We start from the raw sequence: 17,812 nt of genomic DNA, 5'->3' as shown, positions 1-17,812 counted from the left end.
GGGGCCTGCAACTACGGCTGTGGGATCAGAAGTTCGCGCCGGCGAGCGCGTTCAGGAAGACCTGCGGGTTCCAGTACTCCCGGTAGTCCACGATGAGACCGTCGCGGAAGGTCGCGAAGGTCGCGTAACTCATGTCGTAGGGATTGCCGTTGGACACCACGCCGCCCCTCACGCTCCACTCCGCGATCGCCACGTTCTCGTCGTCGGTCGGATAGACACGCGCAGCGCCGGGATCTCCCGCACGTCGTCCTGGCCTCCGAGGCCGCGGAGGCGCTGACCGGCCAGGTCCTGACCGTGGACGGCGGCAGCCTGCTGCGATGAGGGCGCCGACGTGACGAAGGCCCCTGTGGCCCAGCGATCGCTGGGCCACAGGGGCCTTCGGTCGTGTGCGGGGGCTACTTGGCCTCCGCCTTCAGCAGCTCCGCCAGCTCCTCGTCGGACTCGCGGCCCGGCGTGGGGAGGTTCCACTTGATGATCGCGAAGCGGAAGACCGCGTAGTAGACCACCCCGAAGCACAGACCCACCAGGACCAGGCCCCATGGATTGGTCGCGATGCCGAGGTTCAGACCGAAGTCGACCGCGCCCGCCGAGAAGCCGAAGCCGTCCTTCATGCCGAGCGCCCAGGTCAGCGCCAGCGAGACACCGGTGAGGACCGCGTGGATGGCGTACAGGGCCGGCGCGATGAACATGAACGTGAACTCGATCGGCTCGGTCACACCCGTCACGAACGAGGTCAGAGCGATCGAGAGCATCATGCCGCCGATGACCTTGCGGCGCTCGGGGCGGGCGCAGTGCACGATCGCCAGGCACGCGGCCGGGAGGCCGAACATCATGATCGGGAAGAAGCCGGTCATGAACTGGCCCGCGGTCGGGTCGCCGGCCAGGAAGCGCGCGATGTCACCGCTCTTGCCGTGGTAGTCGCCCGCCTGGAACCAGGGGTAGGAGTTCAGCAGGTGGTGCATGCCGATCGGGATCAGCGCACGGTTGGCGACACCGAAGATGCCGGCGCCGACGGCACCCGAACCGACCAGCTTCTCACCGAAGCTGTGCAGACCCGTGCCGAGGACCGGCCAGATGTAACCGAAGACGATGCCGATCAGCAGACCCGCGAAGGCGGACAGGATCGGGACGAGCCGGCGGCCGCCGAAGAAGCCTGCCCAGTCGGGCAGCTTGGTCCGGTAGAACTTCTGGTACAGCAGGGCGACGACTATGCCCATCACCACACCGCCCAGGACCTTGGCGTCCACGGGGGCGTTCACCATGACCACCTTGCCGTCGACGGCCGTGGCCACCTTCGGCAGGTTCTTGTCGGTGAACGTCGCCAGCACGTTCTTGAACACCAGGTAGCCGACCACCGCGGCGAGCGCCGTCGAGCCGTCCGACTTCTTCGCGAAGCCGATCGCGATGCCCACGGCGAACAGCAGTGCCATGTTGTCGAGGATCGCGTTGCCGCCGGCCGTCATGAAGCCGGCGATCTTGGTGAAGAACGTGGGGAAGGACGGGCGTCCCAGCATGTCCGTGTTGCCGAGACGCACGAGGAGCGCGGCGGCGGGCAGTACGGCGACCGGCAGCATCAGGCTGCGGCCGATGCGCTGCAGGACAGCCATCGCGCCGGAGCCCTTCTTCTTGTCGGCCGCGGGAGCGGCGCTGGCCGTGGTCACAACTTCCTCCAGTGGACAAGGCGCCGCCCAGAGGACAAGGAAGGGGGGTGGGGACGGCGTGGTCTACACCACTCAGTGGTGTAGACCTGTTGTAGCACGGTGAAGGTGAGATAAGGAACCCGCGAATTTTGTGGCCCGGGTCATAAGAGGACGAACCGGTTCCGGACACGCCGAAGCCGCGCCCCGAAAGAGGCGCGAGCCCGCGGCCCGTGAACGAACCGCCTACGGCTTGGTCGTGTCCTCGTGCTCCTCCTCCGGCTCCCTGCCCGGAGTCTTCAGGTCGAACTTCGTGATCGCGAACCGGAAGATCACGTAGTACACGACGGCGAAGCACAGCCCGATCGGCACGATCGCCCACGGCTTGGTCGCCAGGTGCCAGTTGATGACGTAGTCGATGACTCCGGCGGAGAAGCCGAAACCGTCATGCACGCCCAACCCCCAGGTCACCGCCATCGACACTCCCGTCAGCAGCGCGTGGATCACGTACAGCACGGGCGCGACGAACAGGAAGGAGTACTCGAGCGGTTCCGTGATGCCCGTGACGAACGAGGTCAGCGCGACCGACAGCATGAGCCCGCCGATCTCCTTGCGGCGCTCGGGCCGGGCGCAGTGCGTGATGGCCAGGGCCGCCGCCGGCAGCGCGAACATCATGATGGGGAAGAAGCCGGACGTGAACTGCCCGGCGTTCGGGTCGCCCGCCAGGAACATGGTGATGTCACCGTGCACGACCGTCCCGTCCGGCGCGGTGTAGCTGCCGAACTGGAACCAGACGGGCACGTTCAGGAACTGGTGCAGACCGACCACCAGCAGCGCCCGGTTGGCCACGCCGAAGACACCGGCACCCCAGGAACCCAGTCCCACCAGCCAGTCGCTGAAGTGCTCGAGGCCCCGCCCCACCGGCGGCCAGACCCACAGGCACAGCACGGCGAACGCGATCGCCACGAACGCCATGATGATCGGCACCAGCCGCCGCCCGTTGAAGAACCCGAGCCAGTCGACCAGCCTCGTGCGGTGGTAGCGCTGCCAGATGTACGCGGTCATCAGCCCCATGACGATGCCGCCGAAGACCCCCGGATTCTGGTACGTGAACGGGGCCACGGAGGAGTCCGCCGCCTGGCAGCCGATGTTCGTGAGAGCCTTCGCCCCGCCCGGGCAGCTCACCGGGAACTGGCGCAGCACGTTGTAGTAGACGAGGAAGCCGGCGACCGCCGCGAGCGCCGTCGACCCGTCCGACTTCTTCGCCATGCCGATGGCCACACCCACGCAGAACAGCATCGGCAGCCCGAGCTGGCCGTCGAGCAGCGCGCCGCCGGCACCTCTCATGATCTTGGAGACGTTGTCCCAGCCGAGCCCCTCGGCGCCGAACACGCCAGGCTGGCCGAGCCCGATGAGAAGGCCCGCGGCCGGCAGCACGGCGATCGGCAGCTGGAGGCTGCGGCCCATCTTCTGCAGCCCCTGGAACAGCTTGTTCCAGCGGGCCCGTGCGGGCGCGGGGGCGCTGTCGGCACTCATGGGCGTCCTCCGGGCGGGGCCGGGTTGGCGACTGTACGCCCACTGGTGTAGACCAGTCGACGAACGGTTGCGCTGTCGTGAACGCCATCATTCGGTACGCGCGACATGGCCGCTCGCAAAGATGGGCCAACTGTGGGTTACTGCGACAAAGCGGTTCTGATCAGGGAGTAGGACATGGCCACGAAGGCTGAGAAGATCGTCGCCGGGCTCGGCGGCATCGACAACATCGAAGAGGTCGAGGGCTGCATCACCCGTCTGCGTACCGAGGTCGTGGACCCGAGCAAGGTCGACGAGGCCGCCCTGAAGGCCGCCGGTGCCCACGGAGTCGTCAAGATGGGCACCGCCATCCAGGTCGTCATCGGCACGGACGCCGACCCCATCGCCGCGGACATCGAAGACATGATGTGAACCGAGAAGTCGCGATACGAAGCGACGCGAACCGATGTGAGTCGATGTGAGTCGATGTGAGTCGAAGGGGCACCCTTGAGCCCCCACCTCACCCTTGAGGGGCCGCTTCCGCAACCGGAGGCGGCCCCTCAGCCGTATGCGGCTAGGCTCAACGCCATGTCTCGAATCGACGGCCGCACCCCCGAACAACTGCGCCCCATCACCATCCAGCGCGGCTGGAGCAAGCACGCCGAGGGCTCCGTCCTCGTCTCCTTCGGCGACACCAAGGTGTTCTGCACCGCCTCCGTCACCGAGGGCGTCCCGCGCTGGCGCAAGGGCAGCGGAGAGGGCTGGGTCACCGCCGAGTACTCCATGCTTCCCCGCGCCACGAACACCCGCGGAGACCGCGAGTCGGTCCGCGGCAAGATCGGCGGCCGTACGCACGAGATCTCCCGCCTCATCGGCCGCTCCCTGCGCGCCGTCATCGACTACAAGGCGCTCGGCGAGAACACCATCGTCCTCGACTGCGACGTCCTCCAGGCCGACGGCGGCACGCGCACGGCGGCCATCACCGGCGCGTACGTGGCGCTGGCCGACGCGATCACCTGGGCGCAGGGCAAGAAGCTGGTCAAGCCCGGCCGCAAGCCCCTGACCGGCACCGTCTCCGCCGTCTCGGTCGGCATCGTCGGCGGGATCCCCCTCCTGGACCTCTGCTACGAGGAGGACGTGAAGGCCGACACCGACATGAACGTCGTCTGCACCGGCGACGGACGCTTCGTCGAGGTCCAGGGCACCGCGGAGGCCGAGCCCTTCGACCGCAAGGAGCTGAACGCCCTGCTCGACCTCGCCGTCGCCGGCTGCGACGAGCTCGCGACGATCCAGCGGGCGGCCCTCGAGGCAACCGCGGAATAACCCTTCGCGTTCTTAGGGGTACGGGCGTACGGTCCAGCCGTGCGCCCCCGTCGGCCCTCGCACGGGCCGAGCCGACCACGCCACGGGGTCGACCACATGTTTGTCCACGGGGAGGGACCGTTCCATGGCCGCGCGCCACCGACGCCGCACAGCCGCATTCGCCGTCGCCGCCGTACTCGTCGCCCTGCCGGCGGCCGTGGGCTGTGACGCCGTCAACAAGGCCCTGGACTGTGTCCAGACCGCCGACTCCATCGCCGACAGCGTCACCAGCCTCCAGCAGGCCGTGGAGAACGCGGCGAACGACCCGACGCAGACCGACGAGTCCCTCAACGCGATCGAGAACAACCTCGACAAGATCGGCGACAAGACGGACAACGCCGATGTCAACAAGGCGGTCGACGACCTGAACAAGGCCGTCGGCAACGTCCGTACGGCCATCAAGAACGGCGACAACACCCCCGACGTCAGCCCGGTCACCGACGCGGCCGGAGAGCTCACCAAGGTCTGCACGCCGTAACGACCACCGGGCGGACCCGGGAAAGGGACTCGGCGATACTGATGGCCATGACCCGCCTGATCCTCGCCACCCGCAACGCCGGAAAGATCACCGAGCTGAGGGCGATCCTCGCCGAAGCAGGTATCGTCCACGATCTCGTCGGCGCGGAGGCCTATCCGGACATCCCCGACGTCAAGGAAACCGGCGTCACCTTCGCCGAGAACGCCCTCCTCAAAGCACACGCCCTGGCCCAGGCCACCGGCCTGCCCGCCGTCGCCGACGACTCCGGCCTCTGCGTGGACGTCCTGAACGGCGCCCCCGGCATCTTCTCCGCCCGCTGGGCGGGACGGCACGGGGACGACCGCGCGAACCTGGACCTTCTCCTCGCCCAGCTCTCGGACATCTCCGAGGAACACCGGGGCGCCCACTTCGCCTGCGCGGCGGCGCTCGCCCTGCCGGACGGCACGGAGCGCGTCGTCGAGGGCCAACTGAGGGGCACCCTGCGCCACACCCCCACCGGCACCAACGGCTTCGGCTACGACCCCATCCTCCAGCCGGAGGGCGACACCCGAACCTGCGCCGAACTCTCCCCCGAGGAGAAGAACGCGATCAGCCACCGGGGGAGGGCGTTCCGGGGGCTGGTGCCGGTGGTTCGGGAGCTGTTGGGCTGAGAGCGCACACCAGAACGGCCTGCGCATCTTTCGATTCGCAGGCCGTTTGCTGTGCGGCGGAAGGGATTCGAACCCTCAAGCCGTTTCACGGGCCACAGATCCTAAGTCTGCTGCGTCGCCGTTGCGCCACCGCCGCTAGCCGCCTGCCATCGTACCGGGAGTCGCCCGCCGCTTCCCGCCTCCCCTGCGCCAGGTGCTCGTGCTCGCGTGGCAGTTGGGGCGCGGCAACCGCGGATTCCCGCGCTGGTTGTCATGCCAGGGCCGGCCCCCGCGGGATGTGGTCGCGGGGAGCGTTCGAGGGCTTGGTCCGGTGCTGGCGGGAGCCGATCGGTGCCGGTGACGGCTGTTCGTACGAGGAGTTGACCGAGGCCGAGTACCGGCTTCGATCGACGTTGCCGATCGCGTTGCGGGATGCGTACGGGTTGCTCGGGAGGCGTGCGGACCTGACCGGCGTGCAGGATCGGCCGCTTCCGCTGGAGCAACTGCGCATTCCCGGCGGTGCTTTGGTGTTCCGGTGGGAGAACCAGGCGGTCGCCGAGTGGGCCGTGCGGCAGGAGGACCGGGAGAAGGACCGGGAGAAGGACGATCCGCCCGTGGTCTTCCGGCTGGATCAACCGGCCGTGGTGAATCAACCGGCCGTGGTGAGGAGTCCGGTGCCCGGTCAGTGCCCCGACGTCATCTTCAGGCCCACCACCGCCACCAGGAGCAGGCAGACGAAGAAGACGCGGGCGGCGGTCACCGGTTCGCCGAGGACGAGCATGCCCAGTACCGCCGCGCCGGCCGCGCCGATGCCGACCCAGACACCGTAGGCGGTGCCGATGGGGAGGGACTTGGCGGCGTAGGAGAGCAGGACCATGCTCGCGATGATGCCCGTGCCGGTGAGGACGCTGGGGACGAGGCGGGTGAAGCCGTCGGTGTACTTCATGCCGATCGACCAGCCGACTTCGAGCAGACCGGCGACGAGCAGCAGGATCCAGGCCATGAGAGGCACCTCCGTGAGTGATCAACAGGGGTGCGTCGTCTTTGCCTGGGAGCGCGTTCGCTCTCCGCCCGGTACGGCGCGTCTCGTCGGGGTCCTTCAACGCCTTCCACGGTAGCAAAGCGCAGGCAAAAGGGGCTGGTGACCATGGTCACCAGCCCCGTCAGAGCGGCTACGCCCTACAAATACAAGCCGGTCGAGTCCTCGGAGCCCTCGAAGCGGTCCGCCGCCACGGCGTGCAGATCGCGCTCGCGCATCAGCACGTACGCGATTCCCCGCACCTCGACCTCGGCCCGGTCCTCGGGGTCGTAGAGGACGCGGTCGCCGGGTTCCACCGTCCGTACGTTCTGCCCGACCGCGACGACCTCGGCCCAGGCGAGGCGCCGCCCGACGGCCGCCGTCGCGGGGATCAGGATGCCGCCGCCGGAACGTCGCTCGCCCTCGGCGGCGTCCTGCCGGACCAGCACGCGGTCGTGCAGCATCCGGATGGGCAACTTGTCGTGGTGGGGGGTCTGCTTGTCCCGATTGGCGCTCACGTCCAGAACCTACCTGCCTTTGAGCCGTCCGTACGCAGCCGGGTCGCGCCCGGCCGGGTCGAGTCGAGCCGGGTTCGAGCCGAGTCGAGCCGGAGTCGAGTCGTTGTCAGCGCTTGCGGCGCCGTGAGCCCACGACGAGCAGGCTCACGACCCCGACCGCGACGAGCGCGAGGGGCACGATGCGCTCCAGGCGCGGCCCGCCGTCCTCGGTGACGAGCTGGCCCTTCGCGTCGCCGACGACCCGGTTGACGCCGACGTAGGCGCGGCCGAGCGTGTGGTCGATCTGGGAGGCGACCTTGGCCTTGGCGTCCCCGACGATCGTCTTCGGGTGGACCCGCACGCCGATCTCGTCGAGCGTCTCGGCGAGTGTTTCGCGGCGGCGCTTGATGTCCGCCTCGATCTGCGCCGGAGTCCTGGTATCCGACGTTCTCGACGTATCCGACACCGCGCTGCCTCCGTGGTCGTGTTCCGATCCTTGTCTCCGTGCCGCCGACAGTCTGTCAGCTCGGGCCGCCGCTCACCCCTCGGCACCCCCATTACGCTCGTTCCCGTAGTTCCGTAAGCATTCACCCCGGCCACGTGAGGTTCCGATGAGCGAGCGACTTCAGCCCGGCGACACCGCCCCCGCCTTCACCCTGCCCGACGCCGACGGCAACGAGGTCTCCCTCGCCGACCACAAGGGCCGCAAGGTCGTCGTCTACTTCTACCCGGCCGCCCTGACCCCCGGCTGCACGAAGCAGGCCTGCGACTTCACGGACAACCTCGACCTGCTGGCCGGTGCCGGGTACGACGTCATCGGCGTCTCCCCGGACAAGCCCGAGAAGCTCGCCAAGTTCCGCGAGAAGGAGTCCCTGAAGGTCACCCTGGTCGGCGACCCCGACAAGACCGTCCTGGAGGCGTACGGCGCCTTCGGTGAGAAGAAGCTGTACGGCAAGACGGTCGTCGGCGTCATCCGCTCCACGGTGATCGTGGACGAGGAGGGCAAGGTCGAGCGGGCGCTGTACAACGTCAAGGCGACCGGCCATGTGGCGAAGATCATCAAGGATCTGGGGATCTGAGGATCCGAGTTCGCCCAGGTCACTGTTGCGGGTCACTGTTTTCGTGACGTCAGTCCGCTCAGTGGCCCCGCTCCCGCGGTCGTCCCCGTCGTACCGCCGCCGTCCGTGGTCCCGCCCGACGGAGCAGCGGTGTCGCCACCGGTGGTGGTGCCCGCGTCCGTCGTGCCGCCGGTGGTCGTCCCGTCGGTCGTGCCACCCCCGGTGGTGGTGCCGCCGTCGGTCTGGCCCTGCGTCTGCCCTTGGGTCTGGCCGTCCGTCTGGCCCTGGGTCTGGCCGTCGGTCTGCCCCTGGGTCTGGCCCTGTGTCTGATCCGGGGGCGGGCTCTGGGAGGCCGTCCCGCCGGTGGTCTGGCCCCCGTTGTCCTGGCCACCGGTGCCGGGGGTCTGGTCGGTGGGGCCGGTACTCGGGAGCTGCTGCTCCTCCGCGCCCGGCTGGAGCCGCAGGTCGAAGTCCTTCGGGCTGCTGCCCTTGAGCGCGGACTTCGTGTACTGCGCCCAGATCTGGGCCGGGTAGCCGCCGCCGTTGACACGGACCTGGCCGAGGGCGCCGTAGAGGGACTCGTGGGTGCCGGTGTCGGGGTCCTGGCCCATGACGGAGACGACGGTGGCGAGGTCGGGGGTGTAGCCCGCGAACCAGGCCGCCTGGTCCTCCTCCGCGGTGCCGGTCTTGCCCGCGGCGGGCCGGCCGGCGGCCAGCGCGGCGGTACCGGTACCGCCCTCGACGACGCTCTGCAGGATGGACGTGGTGGTGTCGGCGGCCTCCCGGCTCACCGCCTGCCTGGTGTCCTGCTTGGGGAGGCTCACGGCCGACGTGCCGTCCTTGGTGACCTTCTCGACGAGCGTGTACGTGCCGTGCGTGCCGTGGTTGGCGAGTGTCGCGTACGCCTCCGCCATGTCGAGGACGCTGGCCGTGGACGGGCCGAGCGCGATGGACGGGGTGGCGGTCAGGTCGGGGGTGGTGGAGGGGACACCGAGGTCGACGGCGGTCTGCTTGACCTTGCTCGGGCCGACGTCCACGGCCATCTGCGCGTACACGGCGTTCACCGACTTGTCGGTGGCGGTGCGTACCGTGATGGGCCCGTACGAGCGGTTGTCCTCGTTCTCGGGCGCGTACGAGCCGCCGCTCCAGCCCTGCACGGGGCGCTTGTTGGTGCCGTCGTAGACGGTGTTCGGGGTGATCGTGCGGCCGTCCTGCGTCTGCGAGCCGTTCTGCACGGCCGAGGTGAAGACGAACGGCTTGAAGGTCGAGCCGACCTGGTAGTCACGGCGTGTCGCGTTGTTGACGTACTGCTTGGTGTAGTCGATGCCGCCGTACATCGCGACGACCTTGCCGGTGGCCGGGTCGATGGAGACGCCGCCGGCGCGGACGTACCGGTCGACCTTGCGGTTCTTCTTGTCGAGGTGCGACATCACCTGGTCGTCGACGGCCTTCACGAACGCGTTCTGCCGGGACTTCTGGAGCGTGGTCGTGATGCGGTAGCCGCCGGTGGTCAGGGTGTCCTCGTCGATGATCTTGTTCGAGACGAGGTAGTCCTTGACCGCCTGCACCAGGTAGCCGCGCTGGCCCGACATGGCGGCGGCGACCACTTCCTGCTTGGGCTGCGGGAACGTCACCTTGGCCCGGTCCGCCTGGGTCAGCCAGTTCTTCTTGACCATGCCGTCGAGGACGTAGTTCCAGCGGGCGACGGCCGCGGACTTGTTCTCGGGGTGCGCGACCACGTCGTACTCGCTCGGCGCGTTCAGGAGCGCGGCGAGGTAGGCACCCTGACCGACCGTCAGGTTCTTGGCGTCGACACCGTAGTACGCCTGGGCGGCGGCCTGGATGCCGTACGCGTTGCGGCCGTAGTAGCTGGTGTTGAGGTAGCCCTCGAGGATGTCGTCCTTGCTCTTCTGGCGGTCGAGCTTGATGGAGATGAAGAACTCCTTCACCTTCCGCGTGGCGGTCTGCTCCTGGCCCAGGTAGTAGTTCTTCACGTACTGCTGGGTGATCGTCGAACCGGACTGCTTGCCCTTGCCGGTGGCGGTGTTCCAGCCGGCGCGGATCATCGCCTTGGGGTCGACGGCCGACTCGGTGTAGAAGTCGCGGTCCTCGGCGGCGAGCGCCGCGTGCTGGGCGTCCTTCGAGATCTCCGCGAGCGCCACGTTCTCGCGGTTGACCTCGCCGTCGCGGGCGAGCTGGCTGCCGTCCGCGTACAGGTAGACGTTGCTCTGCTTGGTCGCGGCGGCGTTCGCGGGCGGGATCTTGACCAGGTAGTAGCCGAGTGCGAACAGGCCGATCACGAGCAGTATCGCGCCGAGGAACGTGCCGAGCACCATCCGCCAGGTCGGGATGAGCCGCCCCCAGCCCGTCCGCTTCCGCCTGGGCTTCTTCCCCGGCGCGTCCGTCCCGCCCGGATCGCCCGGTGCGCCGTCGCTGCCCGGCCCGCCCGGTGCCACTTGGGGCGCCGGTTCCGGCTCCTTCGGGGCCCAGCCCTGGCTGCTCTGCTGCGGCTGCGGCTTGTCACTCATCTGTTCGCCGGACTCCTGTTTCGCATCGTACGTTCCCGTACGCCCTCATACGCCTGGTGCGCCCCCTGATGAAGACTGTCGCACCAAGCGTTCCGTTCCCGGATCCCGGCACGTGTCGCGCCTGAAAATGCCTGGCAGGCGAAGCCGGGCGGGGCTAGGCTCCTGCGCTTCGGCCACAACGGCCCTTTTGACGCAAGGAGGGACATCCTCGTGGGGACAGGGCGGTTGTACACGGCCGTCGCGGTGGGCGGGTTCCGGCGCTACGCCACTTATCGGACGGCGACGGCGGCGGGAGTGTTCACCAACACCGTCTTCGGGCTGATCCTGGCGTACGTCTTCATGGCCCTGTGGGACGAGAAACCGCACCTCGGCGGCTATGACCAGGCCCAGGCGCTCACCTATGTGTGGCTCTCCCAGGCGCTGCTCATGGCGATGGCGACGATGGGCGGCGGCTTCGAGGACGAGTTGATCGAGCGCATCCGTACGGGTGACATCGCGATCGACCTGTACCGGCCCGCCGACCTCCAGCTGTGGTGGCTGTCCCAGGACGCGGGGCGGGCCATGTTCCATCTGCTGGGGCGCGGAGCGGTGCCCCTCGCGTTCGGCGCGCTCTTCTTCGAACTGGCGCTCCCCGCCGACCCGCTGACCTGGATCGCGTTCCTGATCGCGGTCGCGCTCGGAACGGTCGTCAGCTTCTCGCTCCGCTACCTGGTGGCCCTGTCCGCGTTCTGGCTGCTCGACGGGGCGGGCGTGGCGCAGATGTCCATGATCGCGGGTGTCTTCTGCTCGGGGATGCTGCTGCCGCTGAACGTCTTCCCGGGCGCGCTGGGCGAGGTCGTACGCGCCCTGCCCTGGTCGTCCCTGGTCCAGGGCCCCGCGGACGTCCTGCTCGGCACCGCGGACCCGCTCGGCACGTACGTCTTCCAGGCGTCCTGGGCGCTGGGGCTCCTGGCCCTGGGCCGACTGATCCAGTCAGTGGCGACAAGGAGGGTGGTGGTGCAGGGTGGCTGACTCGGCGGAGGTACCGCAGGCCGCACGGGGCTCCGGAGACTCGGTCACTTCCGGGGAGCGGCCGGCTTCGGCGGTGCCGGGTGCGCCGCAGGGGACGTATGCCCGAGTGCGGGACGGATTCCGCGCCTACCGGATGATCGCCGGGATGTGGATCCGCTCCACGATGGCCTACCGGGCCTCCTTCGTGATGACCACCTTCGGGAACTTCGCGGCGACCGCCCTCGACTTCGTGGCCGTCCTGCTGATGTTCTCGCGGGTCGACCGGATCGGCGGCTACAGCCTGCCCGAGGTCGCGTTCCTGTACGGCGTCTCGGCCACCTCCTTCGGGATCACGGACCTGGTGGTCGGCTCGATGGACCGGCTCGGGCGCCGGGTGCGCGACGGCACCCTCGACACCCTCCTCGTACGCCCCGTCCCCGTACTCGCCCAGGTCGCCGCCGACCGCTTCGCGCTGCGCCGCCTGGGCCGGGTCACCCAAGGGCTGCTGGTCCTCGCGTACGCGATCGCCGTGCTCGACATCGACTGGACGCCGCTCAGACTGCTCATGGTCCCGCTGATGCTGCTCTGCGGCGCCGCCATCTTCGCGGCCGTGTTCGTGGCGGGCGGAGCCTTCCAGTTCATCGCGCAGGACGCCTCCGAGGTGCAGAACTCCTTCACGTACGGCGGCACCACGCTCCTGCAGTACCCGCCGACCGTCTTCGCCAAGGACCTGGTGCGCGGGGTCACCTTCGTGCTCCCGCTGGCCTTCGTGAACTGGCTGCCCGGGCTGTACGTGCTGGGCCGGCCCTATCCGCTCGACCTGCCGACCTGGATCGCCTTCACCCCGCCCCTGATCGCGGCGGGCTGCTGCGCGCTGGCGGGGATCGCCTGGCGGGCGGGACTTCGTTCGTATCGCAGCACGGGGAGTTGAACCGACATGGAAACAGGCCTGATGACGGACCCGGTCAGGGATCCGGTGGGCGACTTCATCGAACTCGACGGCGTCGAGAAGGTCTTCGACGTCCGCAAGAAGACCGGCTTCCTGCGCAGCGAACGGCGCCAGGTGCGGGCCGTGGACTCCCTGTCCTTCACCGTGGCGCGCGGTGAGATGGTCGGCTACATCGGCCCGAACGGCGCGGGCAAGTCGACCACCATCAAGATGCTCACCGGCATCCTCACGCCGAGCGCCGGCCGGCTGCGGGTGGCGGGCATCGACCCCTCCCGCGAGCGGACCCGGCTCGCGCGGCGCATCGGGGTCGTCTTCGGGCAGCGTACGACCCTGTGGTGGGACCTTCCGCTGATCGACTCCTACCGGCTGATGCACCGCATGTACCGGATCCCGGACGCCCGTTACCGCGAGAACCTCGACCGCTGTGTCGAACTCCTCGACCTGGAAGCCCTGTTGGACGTGCCGGTGCGCCAGCTCTCGCTGGGGCAGCGGATGCGCGGCGACATCGGGGCGGCGCTGCTGCACGACCCCGAGGTCCTCTACCTCGACGAACCCACCATCGGCCTCGATGTGATCAGCAAGGCCAAGGTCCGTTCCTTCCTGCGGGACCTGAACGCCGAGCGCGGCACGACGGTGCTGCTGACCACGCACGACCTCACCGACATCGAGCAGTTGTGCCGGCGGGTGATGGTCATCGACCACGGGCGGCTGATGTACGACGGTCCGCTGACCGGGCTGCACGAGGTGGGGGAGAGCGAGCGGACCCTCGTGGTCGACCTGGAGCGGGAGCTCCCGCCGATCGAGGTGGACTCGGCGCGGGTGGTGAAGGTGGAGGGGCCCCGGCAGTGGCTCGCCTTCCCCGCGGCGGCGTCGGCGGCGGAGCTGGTGGCGCGGATCGCGGCCGAGTTCCCCCTGGTGGACCTCTCGGTGCGGGAGCCGGACATCGAGGCGGTCATCAGCCGCATGTACGCGGAGAAGGCTCTCTCGTAGGCTGAGTCCCATGACCGAGGATGCGCCTTCCAGGGGAAGCGACGACCAGCGACCGACGCCGCCGGACCCCGGATCCCCGAGCCCGGAACTGCGGGCCTCCGACGCCGATCGTGAACGAGTCGCCGAACAGCTGCGGGACGCCCTCGCGGAGGGCCGCCTCGACATGGAGGAGTTCGAGGAGCGGCTGGAAGCGGCGTTCAAGGCACGGACGTACAGGGAACTGGCGCCGCTCACCCGCGATCTGCCGGACGTGCACGCCGTGGCCCCGGTGTCCATGGTCAAGCAGCCCGAGGAGAGCGGGAGTTGGGCGGGGCGGATCGTCGGCGGCGAGGGCTCGTCCTCGTGGGGTGTCGCGATCCTGTCGGGCTTCGAGCGCAAGGGCCGCTGGACGGTCCCCAGGCGCTTCAACTCCGTCGCCTTCATGGGCGGCGGTGAGATCGACCTGCGCGAGGCGAACTTCGCGGACCGCGAGGTCGTCGTCAACGTCGTCGCCGTCATGGGCGGCGTGAACGTCATCGTGCCGCCCGGCGTCGAGGTCGTCGTCCGCGGCATCGGCATCATGGGCGGCTTCGACCACCGCGAGGAGGGGCGTGCCGGGGACCCGGGCGCCCCGCGCGTGATCGTCACGGGCTTCGCCTTCTGGGGTGGCGTCGGCGTGGAGCGCAAGCTGACCCGTGCCGAGCGGCTGCGCCTGAAGGAGGAGCGCCGCCAGGAGAAGCTGGAGCGCAAGAGCGCCCGCAAGGAACTGGAGGGTTCACGGCGGGACGGCCTCGGCGACATGTTCGACGCCCTCGACGACGCCCACGACCTCATCCGCGAACGCCACGAGGAACGCAGGGAGCGCCAGGAGGAGCGCCGGGAACGGCACCGGGAGCGCAGGGACGAGCGGCATCGGCGGAGGCACGGAGGCTATTAGTCTCCGGCCGAGTGGAGCGACCCGTAAGGGGCGCGAGGCTGTGACATCGTGCGGCTCCGCCACGTGGGCGCGACCAGCCACAGCGCTGCCGCAGCCGAAAAACGACCGGACCCTACAGCTCCGCAGGCGCCGCCCCCTTCAGATCCCCGAGCTCGAACACCTCCGCCATCCGCCTGTACCCCTTGTCACTGGGGTGCAGATGGTCCCCGGAGTCGTAATCGGCCCGCAGCCGCCGCGGATCGTAGGGATCCCGCAACGCCTCGTCGAAGTCGACGACGGCGTCGTAGACCTTCCCCGCCCGGATCTCCGCGTTGACGGCCCGGCGTACGGCGTCACGCGAGCGCGAGTACCCGCGGTGCCCCCCGAAGGGCATCAGCGTCGCCCCGACGACCCGCAGCCCGCGCGCATGCGCCCGCCGCACCATCTCCCGCAGCCCGTCGGTGACGGTCACCGGATCGACCTCGCCCTGGTTGCGCAGGATGTCGTTGACGCCGAGGTCGATGACGACGGCCTTGACGTGCGTACGGCCGAGCACGTCGCGCCCGAGACGGTTCAGGCCGCTCGGGTTGTCGGCGGGCCGGCCGAGGCCTTCGGCCAGGACCTGGTTGCCGCTGATGCCCTGGTTGACGACGCTGTAGCGAGGGACGTCCCCGGTGCCGGCCGCGGCGCGCAGCCGGTCGGCGAGGACGTCCGTCCAGCGGCGGTTGGCGCCCTCCGTGGAGGTGATGCCGTCGGTGATCGAGTCGCCCAGGGCGACGACGGTGCCGACGGATTCGTGGCTCAGTACGTCGAGCGCGGTGAGGTAGCGCCAACGCGGGGTCTGCTCGGTGTACGCGGTGGCGGTCACGTCCTCGGTGCGGTCGCCCCGGGCGGCGTAGGAGATCTGCCGTGCGTACGGGTGGTAGGTGACCGGGCCGGACGGGGTCGGGGAGTACGTGGTCACGAGGACGTCGGAGTCGCGCGGGACGCGCACGCGCACGGCGTCGCTCATGATCTGCTGTCCGGCCGGGACGGCCACGGCGGTGCTGCCGGAGAAGGTGAGGCGGCGCATGGTGCCGGCCACCGCCGCCGCGTCGTTCTCGGCCGCGGCGACGGCGAGCGAGGCGTGCGTGATGTTCAGCGGCTGCTGTCCGTAGAGGTTGGACAGGGTGATGCGGGCTTCGGTGCCGCCGACGTCCGTGTGCACGACGTTGCGCAGGGAGCGGCCCGCCATGCCGTTCGTCTCGGTGCCGGGCTCGGCTCCGGCGGGGAGGCCGACCAGGTGCCGACCCAGGTGCCGACGGAGGCGGGGGCGGCCGAGTCGCGCGGGGCGCGGTTGTCGGCGGTGGCGTTGCGGGTGCCGCCGGTGCCGTCGTCGGCGGCGACACCCACGTATATGGCTCCGGATATGGCCACGATCATGGCGATGACGGCGGCCAGCAGGGCATAACCATGACGCTTGGTCATGCGGTGCGTGTCTCCTCGGGCGAGGGGAGCCCGAGGCTCCGAAGTGATGATCACATCATGGGGTACACGGTGGGGAGGGAAACGACGGGACCCCCCTCCGCGGCCTCGAACGCCCCGGAGACGCCCCGGAGGTGCCCCTGAGACGCCCCCGAGACGGCCCCAGGACTCACCTGAGTTCCCCCGTCCGAACAGACGCAGGGAACTCCTGTTCCGTTCCGGGAGTCGGTCAGGAAGGGACAATGTGTACGGAGCCCTCGGACGGCTCGGCGAACGGGTGGAGTGAATGGAACGAACAGAACCGGAAGACGCGGGCACCGAAGAGCAGTCCGCCCGGCCCGGCGCCCCCGGCAACCGCGCGACGACCGCCGTCGACCAGGCCGAACGCACGACGACCGGCCCCGGCCGGGAGCGGCACACGACAACCGCCCCCGGTCCGACGAACCGCGCGATGACCTCGTTCAGCCCCGCCGACGAGGAGAAGCGCCGCGGTGTCCGCCAGATGAAACTGACGGCCACCGGCCTGCTGCTCTTCGTCGCCGTCGTGTACGTCCTCGCGACATGGGCCTCCCACGAGGGCGCCGGACCCTGGGCCGGTTATGTCGCGGCGGCCGCCGAGGCCGGCATGGTCGGCGCGCTCGCCGACTGGTTCGCGGTCACCGCCCTCTTCCGCCACCCGCTCGGCCTGCCCATCCCGCACACCGCGATCATCCCCACCAAGAAGGACCAGCTGGGCGTCTCGCTCGGCGAGTTCGTCGGCGAGAACTTCCTCTCCTCCGAGGTCGTACGACAGCGCCTGCGCGCCGTGGGCATCGGCAGCCGTCTCGGTGCCTGGCTCGCTGAACCGGAGCACGCCGACCGGGTCACCGCCGAGCTCGCCGCCGCGCTCAGAGGCGCCCTGACCGTGCTGCGCGACTCCGACGTGCAGGCGGTGGTCGGAGAGGCGATCACCCGCCGCGCCGACGCCCAGGAGATCGCGCCCGGCATAGGGAAGATGCTGGAGAAGATCGTCGGGGACGGCGGCCACAAGCGGGTCGTGGACCTGGTCTGCATCCGCGCCCACGACTGGCTGGTGCTCCACGACGAGCAGGTCATGGACGCGATCCAGGGCGGCGCGCCCGGCTGGACCCCGCGCTTCGTCGACAAGAAGGTCGGCGAGCGGGTCTACAAGGAGCTGCTCCGCTTCGTCACCGAGATGCGCGACGCCCCCTCCCATCCGGCCCGCGGCGCCCTCGACCGCTTCCTCACCGACTTCGCCTCCGACCTCCAGTCCGACACCGACACCCGCGCGCGCGTGGAGCGCCTGAAGGGCGAGGTGCTCGGCCGCGGCGAGGTCCAGGACCTGATCGCCTCCGCCTGGACGGCCGTACGGTCCATGATCGTGTCCGCCGCCGAGGACGAGCGCAGTGAGCTGCGGCTGCGCGTGCGGGCCTCCCTGCTCTCGTTGGGCGCCCGCATGGCCACCGATCCCAAGCTCCAGGCCAAGGTCGACCGGTGGGTCGAGGGCGCGGCGGTGTACGTCGTGACGACGTACCGGACCGAGATCACCTCCCTCATCACCGACACGGTGGCCGGCTGGGACGCCGAGCACACCACCAGGAAGATCGAGGCCCACATCGGCCGTGACCTGCAGTTCATCCGGATCAACGGCACGGTGGTGGGCTCGTTGGCCGGGTTGCTGATCTATACGGTGTCGCGGATCGTGGGGGCGTAGATCCCCTCTCGGGAGGGCGTGATCGCACTCGGGCGGGCGTAGGCCGTGCTCCGGAGGGAACCCGGGCAGGCGCCGCTCGACGAGGAGGGAG

Annotated in this window: 17 protein-coding genes, 1 tRNA gene and 1 pseudogene; 10 read left to right on the top strand and 9 right to left on the bottom strand. The window is 69.6% G+C overall.

Features of this window, described 5'->3' with window-relative positions; translation table 11 throughout:
* Nucleotides 1-25: 25 nt before the first annotated feature.
* The 3 genes from AAFF41_RS19685 to AAFF41_RS19675 all read right to left on the bottom strand — a co-directional run bounded on the left by AAFF41_RS19685 (nt 26) and on the right by AAFF41_RS19675 (nt 3,173).
* Entirely contained in the window at nt 26-193 is a 168-nt protein-coding gene (locus tag AAFF41_RS19685) for a nuclear transport factor 2 family protein (protein WP_343324345.1), read from the bottom strand.
* 202 nt (nt 194-395) lie between these two features.
* Entirely contained in the window at nt 396-1,661 is a 1,266-nt protein-coding gene (locus AAFF41_RS19680; RefSeq protein WP_319747682.1) for a PTS transporter subunit EIIC, read from the bottom strand.
* Between the two features lie 222 nt (nt 1,662-1,883).
* Nucleotides 1,884-3,173 carry a PTS transporter subunit EIIC gene (locus tag AAFF41_RS19675; RefSeq protein WP_319747684.1) on the bottom strand — a complete coding sequence of 430 codons (1,290 nt, stop codon included), beginning with the start codon at nt 3,171-3,173 and terminating at the stop codon, nt 1,884-1,886.
* Nucleotides 3,174-3,347: 174 nt separating this feature from the next.
* Here AAFF41_RS19675 and AAFF41_RS19670 point away from each other — a divergent pair, with 174 nt between their 5' ends.
* From AAFF41_RS19670 to rdgB, 4 genes are all read left to right on the top strand, one after another.
* Nucleotides 3,348-3,581: a PTS sugar transporter subunit IIB gene (locus AAFF41_RS19670; RefSeq protein WP_030569190.1), complete on the top strand. Its 234-nt coding sequence runs from the start codon at nt 3,348-3,350 to the stop codon at nt 3,579-3,581.
* A 156-nt stretch (nt 3,582-3,737) separates the two neighbouring features.
* Nucleotides 3,738-4,472 (top strand): ribonuclease PH, encoded by a 735-nt coding sequence (gene rph, locus AAFF41_RS19665; protein WP_319747686.1) that lies wholly within the window; start codon nt 3,738-3,740, stop codon nt 4,470-4,472.
* Nucleotides 4,473-4,596: 124 nt separating this feature from the next.
* The gene (locus AAFF41_RS19660; protein ID WP_054229707.1) at nt 4,597-4,989 is read left to right on the top strand and encodes a hypothetical protein; all 393 of its coding nucleotides are present in this window, start codon (nt 4,597-4,599) and stop codon (nt 4,987-4,989) included.
* A 47-nt stretch (nt 4,990-5,036) separates the two neighbouring features.
* Nucleotides 5,037-5,639 carry an RdgB/HAM1 family non-canonical purine NTP pyrophosphatase gene (gene rdgB, locus AAFF41_RS19655; RefSeq protein ID WP_319747688.1) on the top strand — a complete coding sequence of 201 codons (603 nt, stop codon included), beginning with the start codon at nt 5,037-5,039 and terminating at the stop codon, nt 5,637-5,639.
* Between the two features lie 52 nt (nt 5,640-5,691).
* Here rdgB and AAFF41_RS19650 read toward each other — a convergent pair.
* The 4 genes from AAFF41_RS19650 to AAFF41_RS19635 form a co-directional block, all read right to left on the bottom strand.
* Nucleotides 5,692-5,775, bottom strand: a tRNA-Leu gene (locus AAFF41_RS19650).
* Between the two features lie 525 nt (nt 5,776-6,300).
* Nucleotides 6,301-6,621, bottom strand: a complete 321-nt coding sequence (sugE, locus tag AAFF41_RS19645; protein ID WP_319747690.1) for a quaternary ammonium compound efflux SMR transporter SugE — start codon at nt 6,619-6,621, stop codon at nt 6,301-6,303.
* 176 nt (nt 6,622-6,797) lie between these two features.
* Nucleotides 6,798-7,100 (bottom strand): GroES family chaperonin, encoded by a 303-nt coding sequence (locus AAFF41_RS19640; protein WP_187285621.1) that lies wholly within the window; start codon nt 7,098-7,100, stop codon nt 6,798-6,800.
* A gap of 160 nt (nt 7,101-7,260) precedes the next feature.
* Nucleotides 7,261-7,599 carry a DUF3618 domain-containing protein gene (locus AAFF41_RS19635; protein WP_343324344.1) on the bottom strand — a complete coding sequence of 113 codons (339 nt, stop codon included), beginning with the start codon at nt 7,597-7,599 and terminating at the stop codon, nt 7,261-7,263.
* A 145-nt stretch (nt 7,600-7,744) separates the two neighbouring features.
* On the opposite strand from AAFF41_RS19635, the gene bcp reads away from it, so the two are divergent.
* A complete protein-coding gene (bcp, locus tag AAFF41_RS19630) occupies nt 7,745-8,212 on the top strand; it encodes a thioredoxin-dependent thiol peroxidase (protein ID WP_319747694.1) in 468 nt (155 codons plus the stop codon).
* Between the two features lie 32 nt (nt 8,213-8,244).
* On the opposite strand, the gene AAFF41_RS19625 is transcribed toward bcp, so the two are convergent.
* Nucleotides 8,245-10,719: a transglycosylase domain-containing protein gene (locus AAFF41_RS19625; protein WP_343324343.1), complete on the bottom strand. Its 2,475-nt coding sequence runs from the start codon at nt 10,717-10,719 to the stop codon at nt 8,245-8,247.
* Nucleotides 10,720-10,929: 210 nt separating this feature from the next.
* Here AAFF41_RS19625 and AAFF41_RS19620 point away from each other — a divergent pair, with 210 nt between their 5' ends.
* From AAFF41_RS19620 to AAFF41_RS19605, 4 genes are all read left to right on the top strand, one after another.
* Nucleotides 10,930-11,730 carry an ABC transporter permease gene (locus AAFF41_RS19620; RefSeq protein WP_164404877.1) on the top strand — a complete coding sequence of 267 codons (801 nt, stop codon included), beginning with the start codon at nt 10,930-10,932 and terminating at the stop codon, nt 11,728-11,730.
* A gap of 133 nt (nt 11,731-11,863) precedes the next feature.
* Complete coding sequence (locus AAFF41_RS19615; RefSeq protein ID WP_079090136.1) at nt 11,864-12,640, top strand: ABC transporter permease; 777 nt, start codon at nt 11,864-11,866, stop codon at nt 12,638-12,640.
* A 6-nt stretch (nt 12,641-12,646) separates the two neighbouring features.
* Nucleotides 12,647-13,648, top strand: a complete 1,002-nt coding sequence (locus AAFF41_RS19610) for an ABC transporter ATP-binding protein (protein WP_179858186.1) — start codon at nt 12,647-12,649, stop codon at nt 13,646-13,648.
* Between the two features lie 10 nt (nt 13,649-13,658).
* Nucleotides 13,659-14,564, top strand: a complete 906-nt coding sequence (locus tag AAFF41_RS19605) for a DUF1707 SHOCT-like domain-containing protein (RefSeq protein ID WP_319747700.1) — start codon at nt 13,659-13,661, stop codon at nt 14,562-14,564.
* A gap of 112 nt (nt 14,565-14,676) precedes the next feature.
* Here AAFF41_RS19605 and AAFF41_RS19600 read toward each other — a convergent pair.
* Nucleotides 14,677-16,010, bottom strand: a pseudogene (locus AAFF41_RS19600) (SGNH/GDSL hydrolase family protein).
* Between the two features lie 283 nt (nt 16,011-16,293).
* Between AAFF41_RS19600 and AAFF41_RS19595 the strand changes: the two are divergent.
* A complete protein-coding gene (locus tag AAFF41_RS19595; protein ID WP_319747704.1) occupies nt 16,294-17,721 on the top strand; it encodes a DUF445 domain-containing protein in 1,428 nt (475 codons plus the stop codon).
* The last annotated feature ends 91 nt before the right edge of the window (nt 17,722-17,812 follow it).

The organism is Streptomyces mirabilis (assembly GCF_039503195.1).
Lineage (GTDB): Bacteria > Actinomycetota > Actinomycetes > Streptomycetales > Streptomycetaceae > Streptomyces > Streptomyces mirabilis_D.
This window is presented reverse-complemented; position numbering and strand designations above follow the sequence as displayed.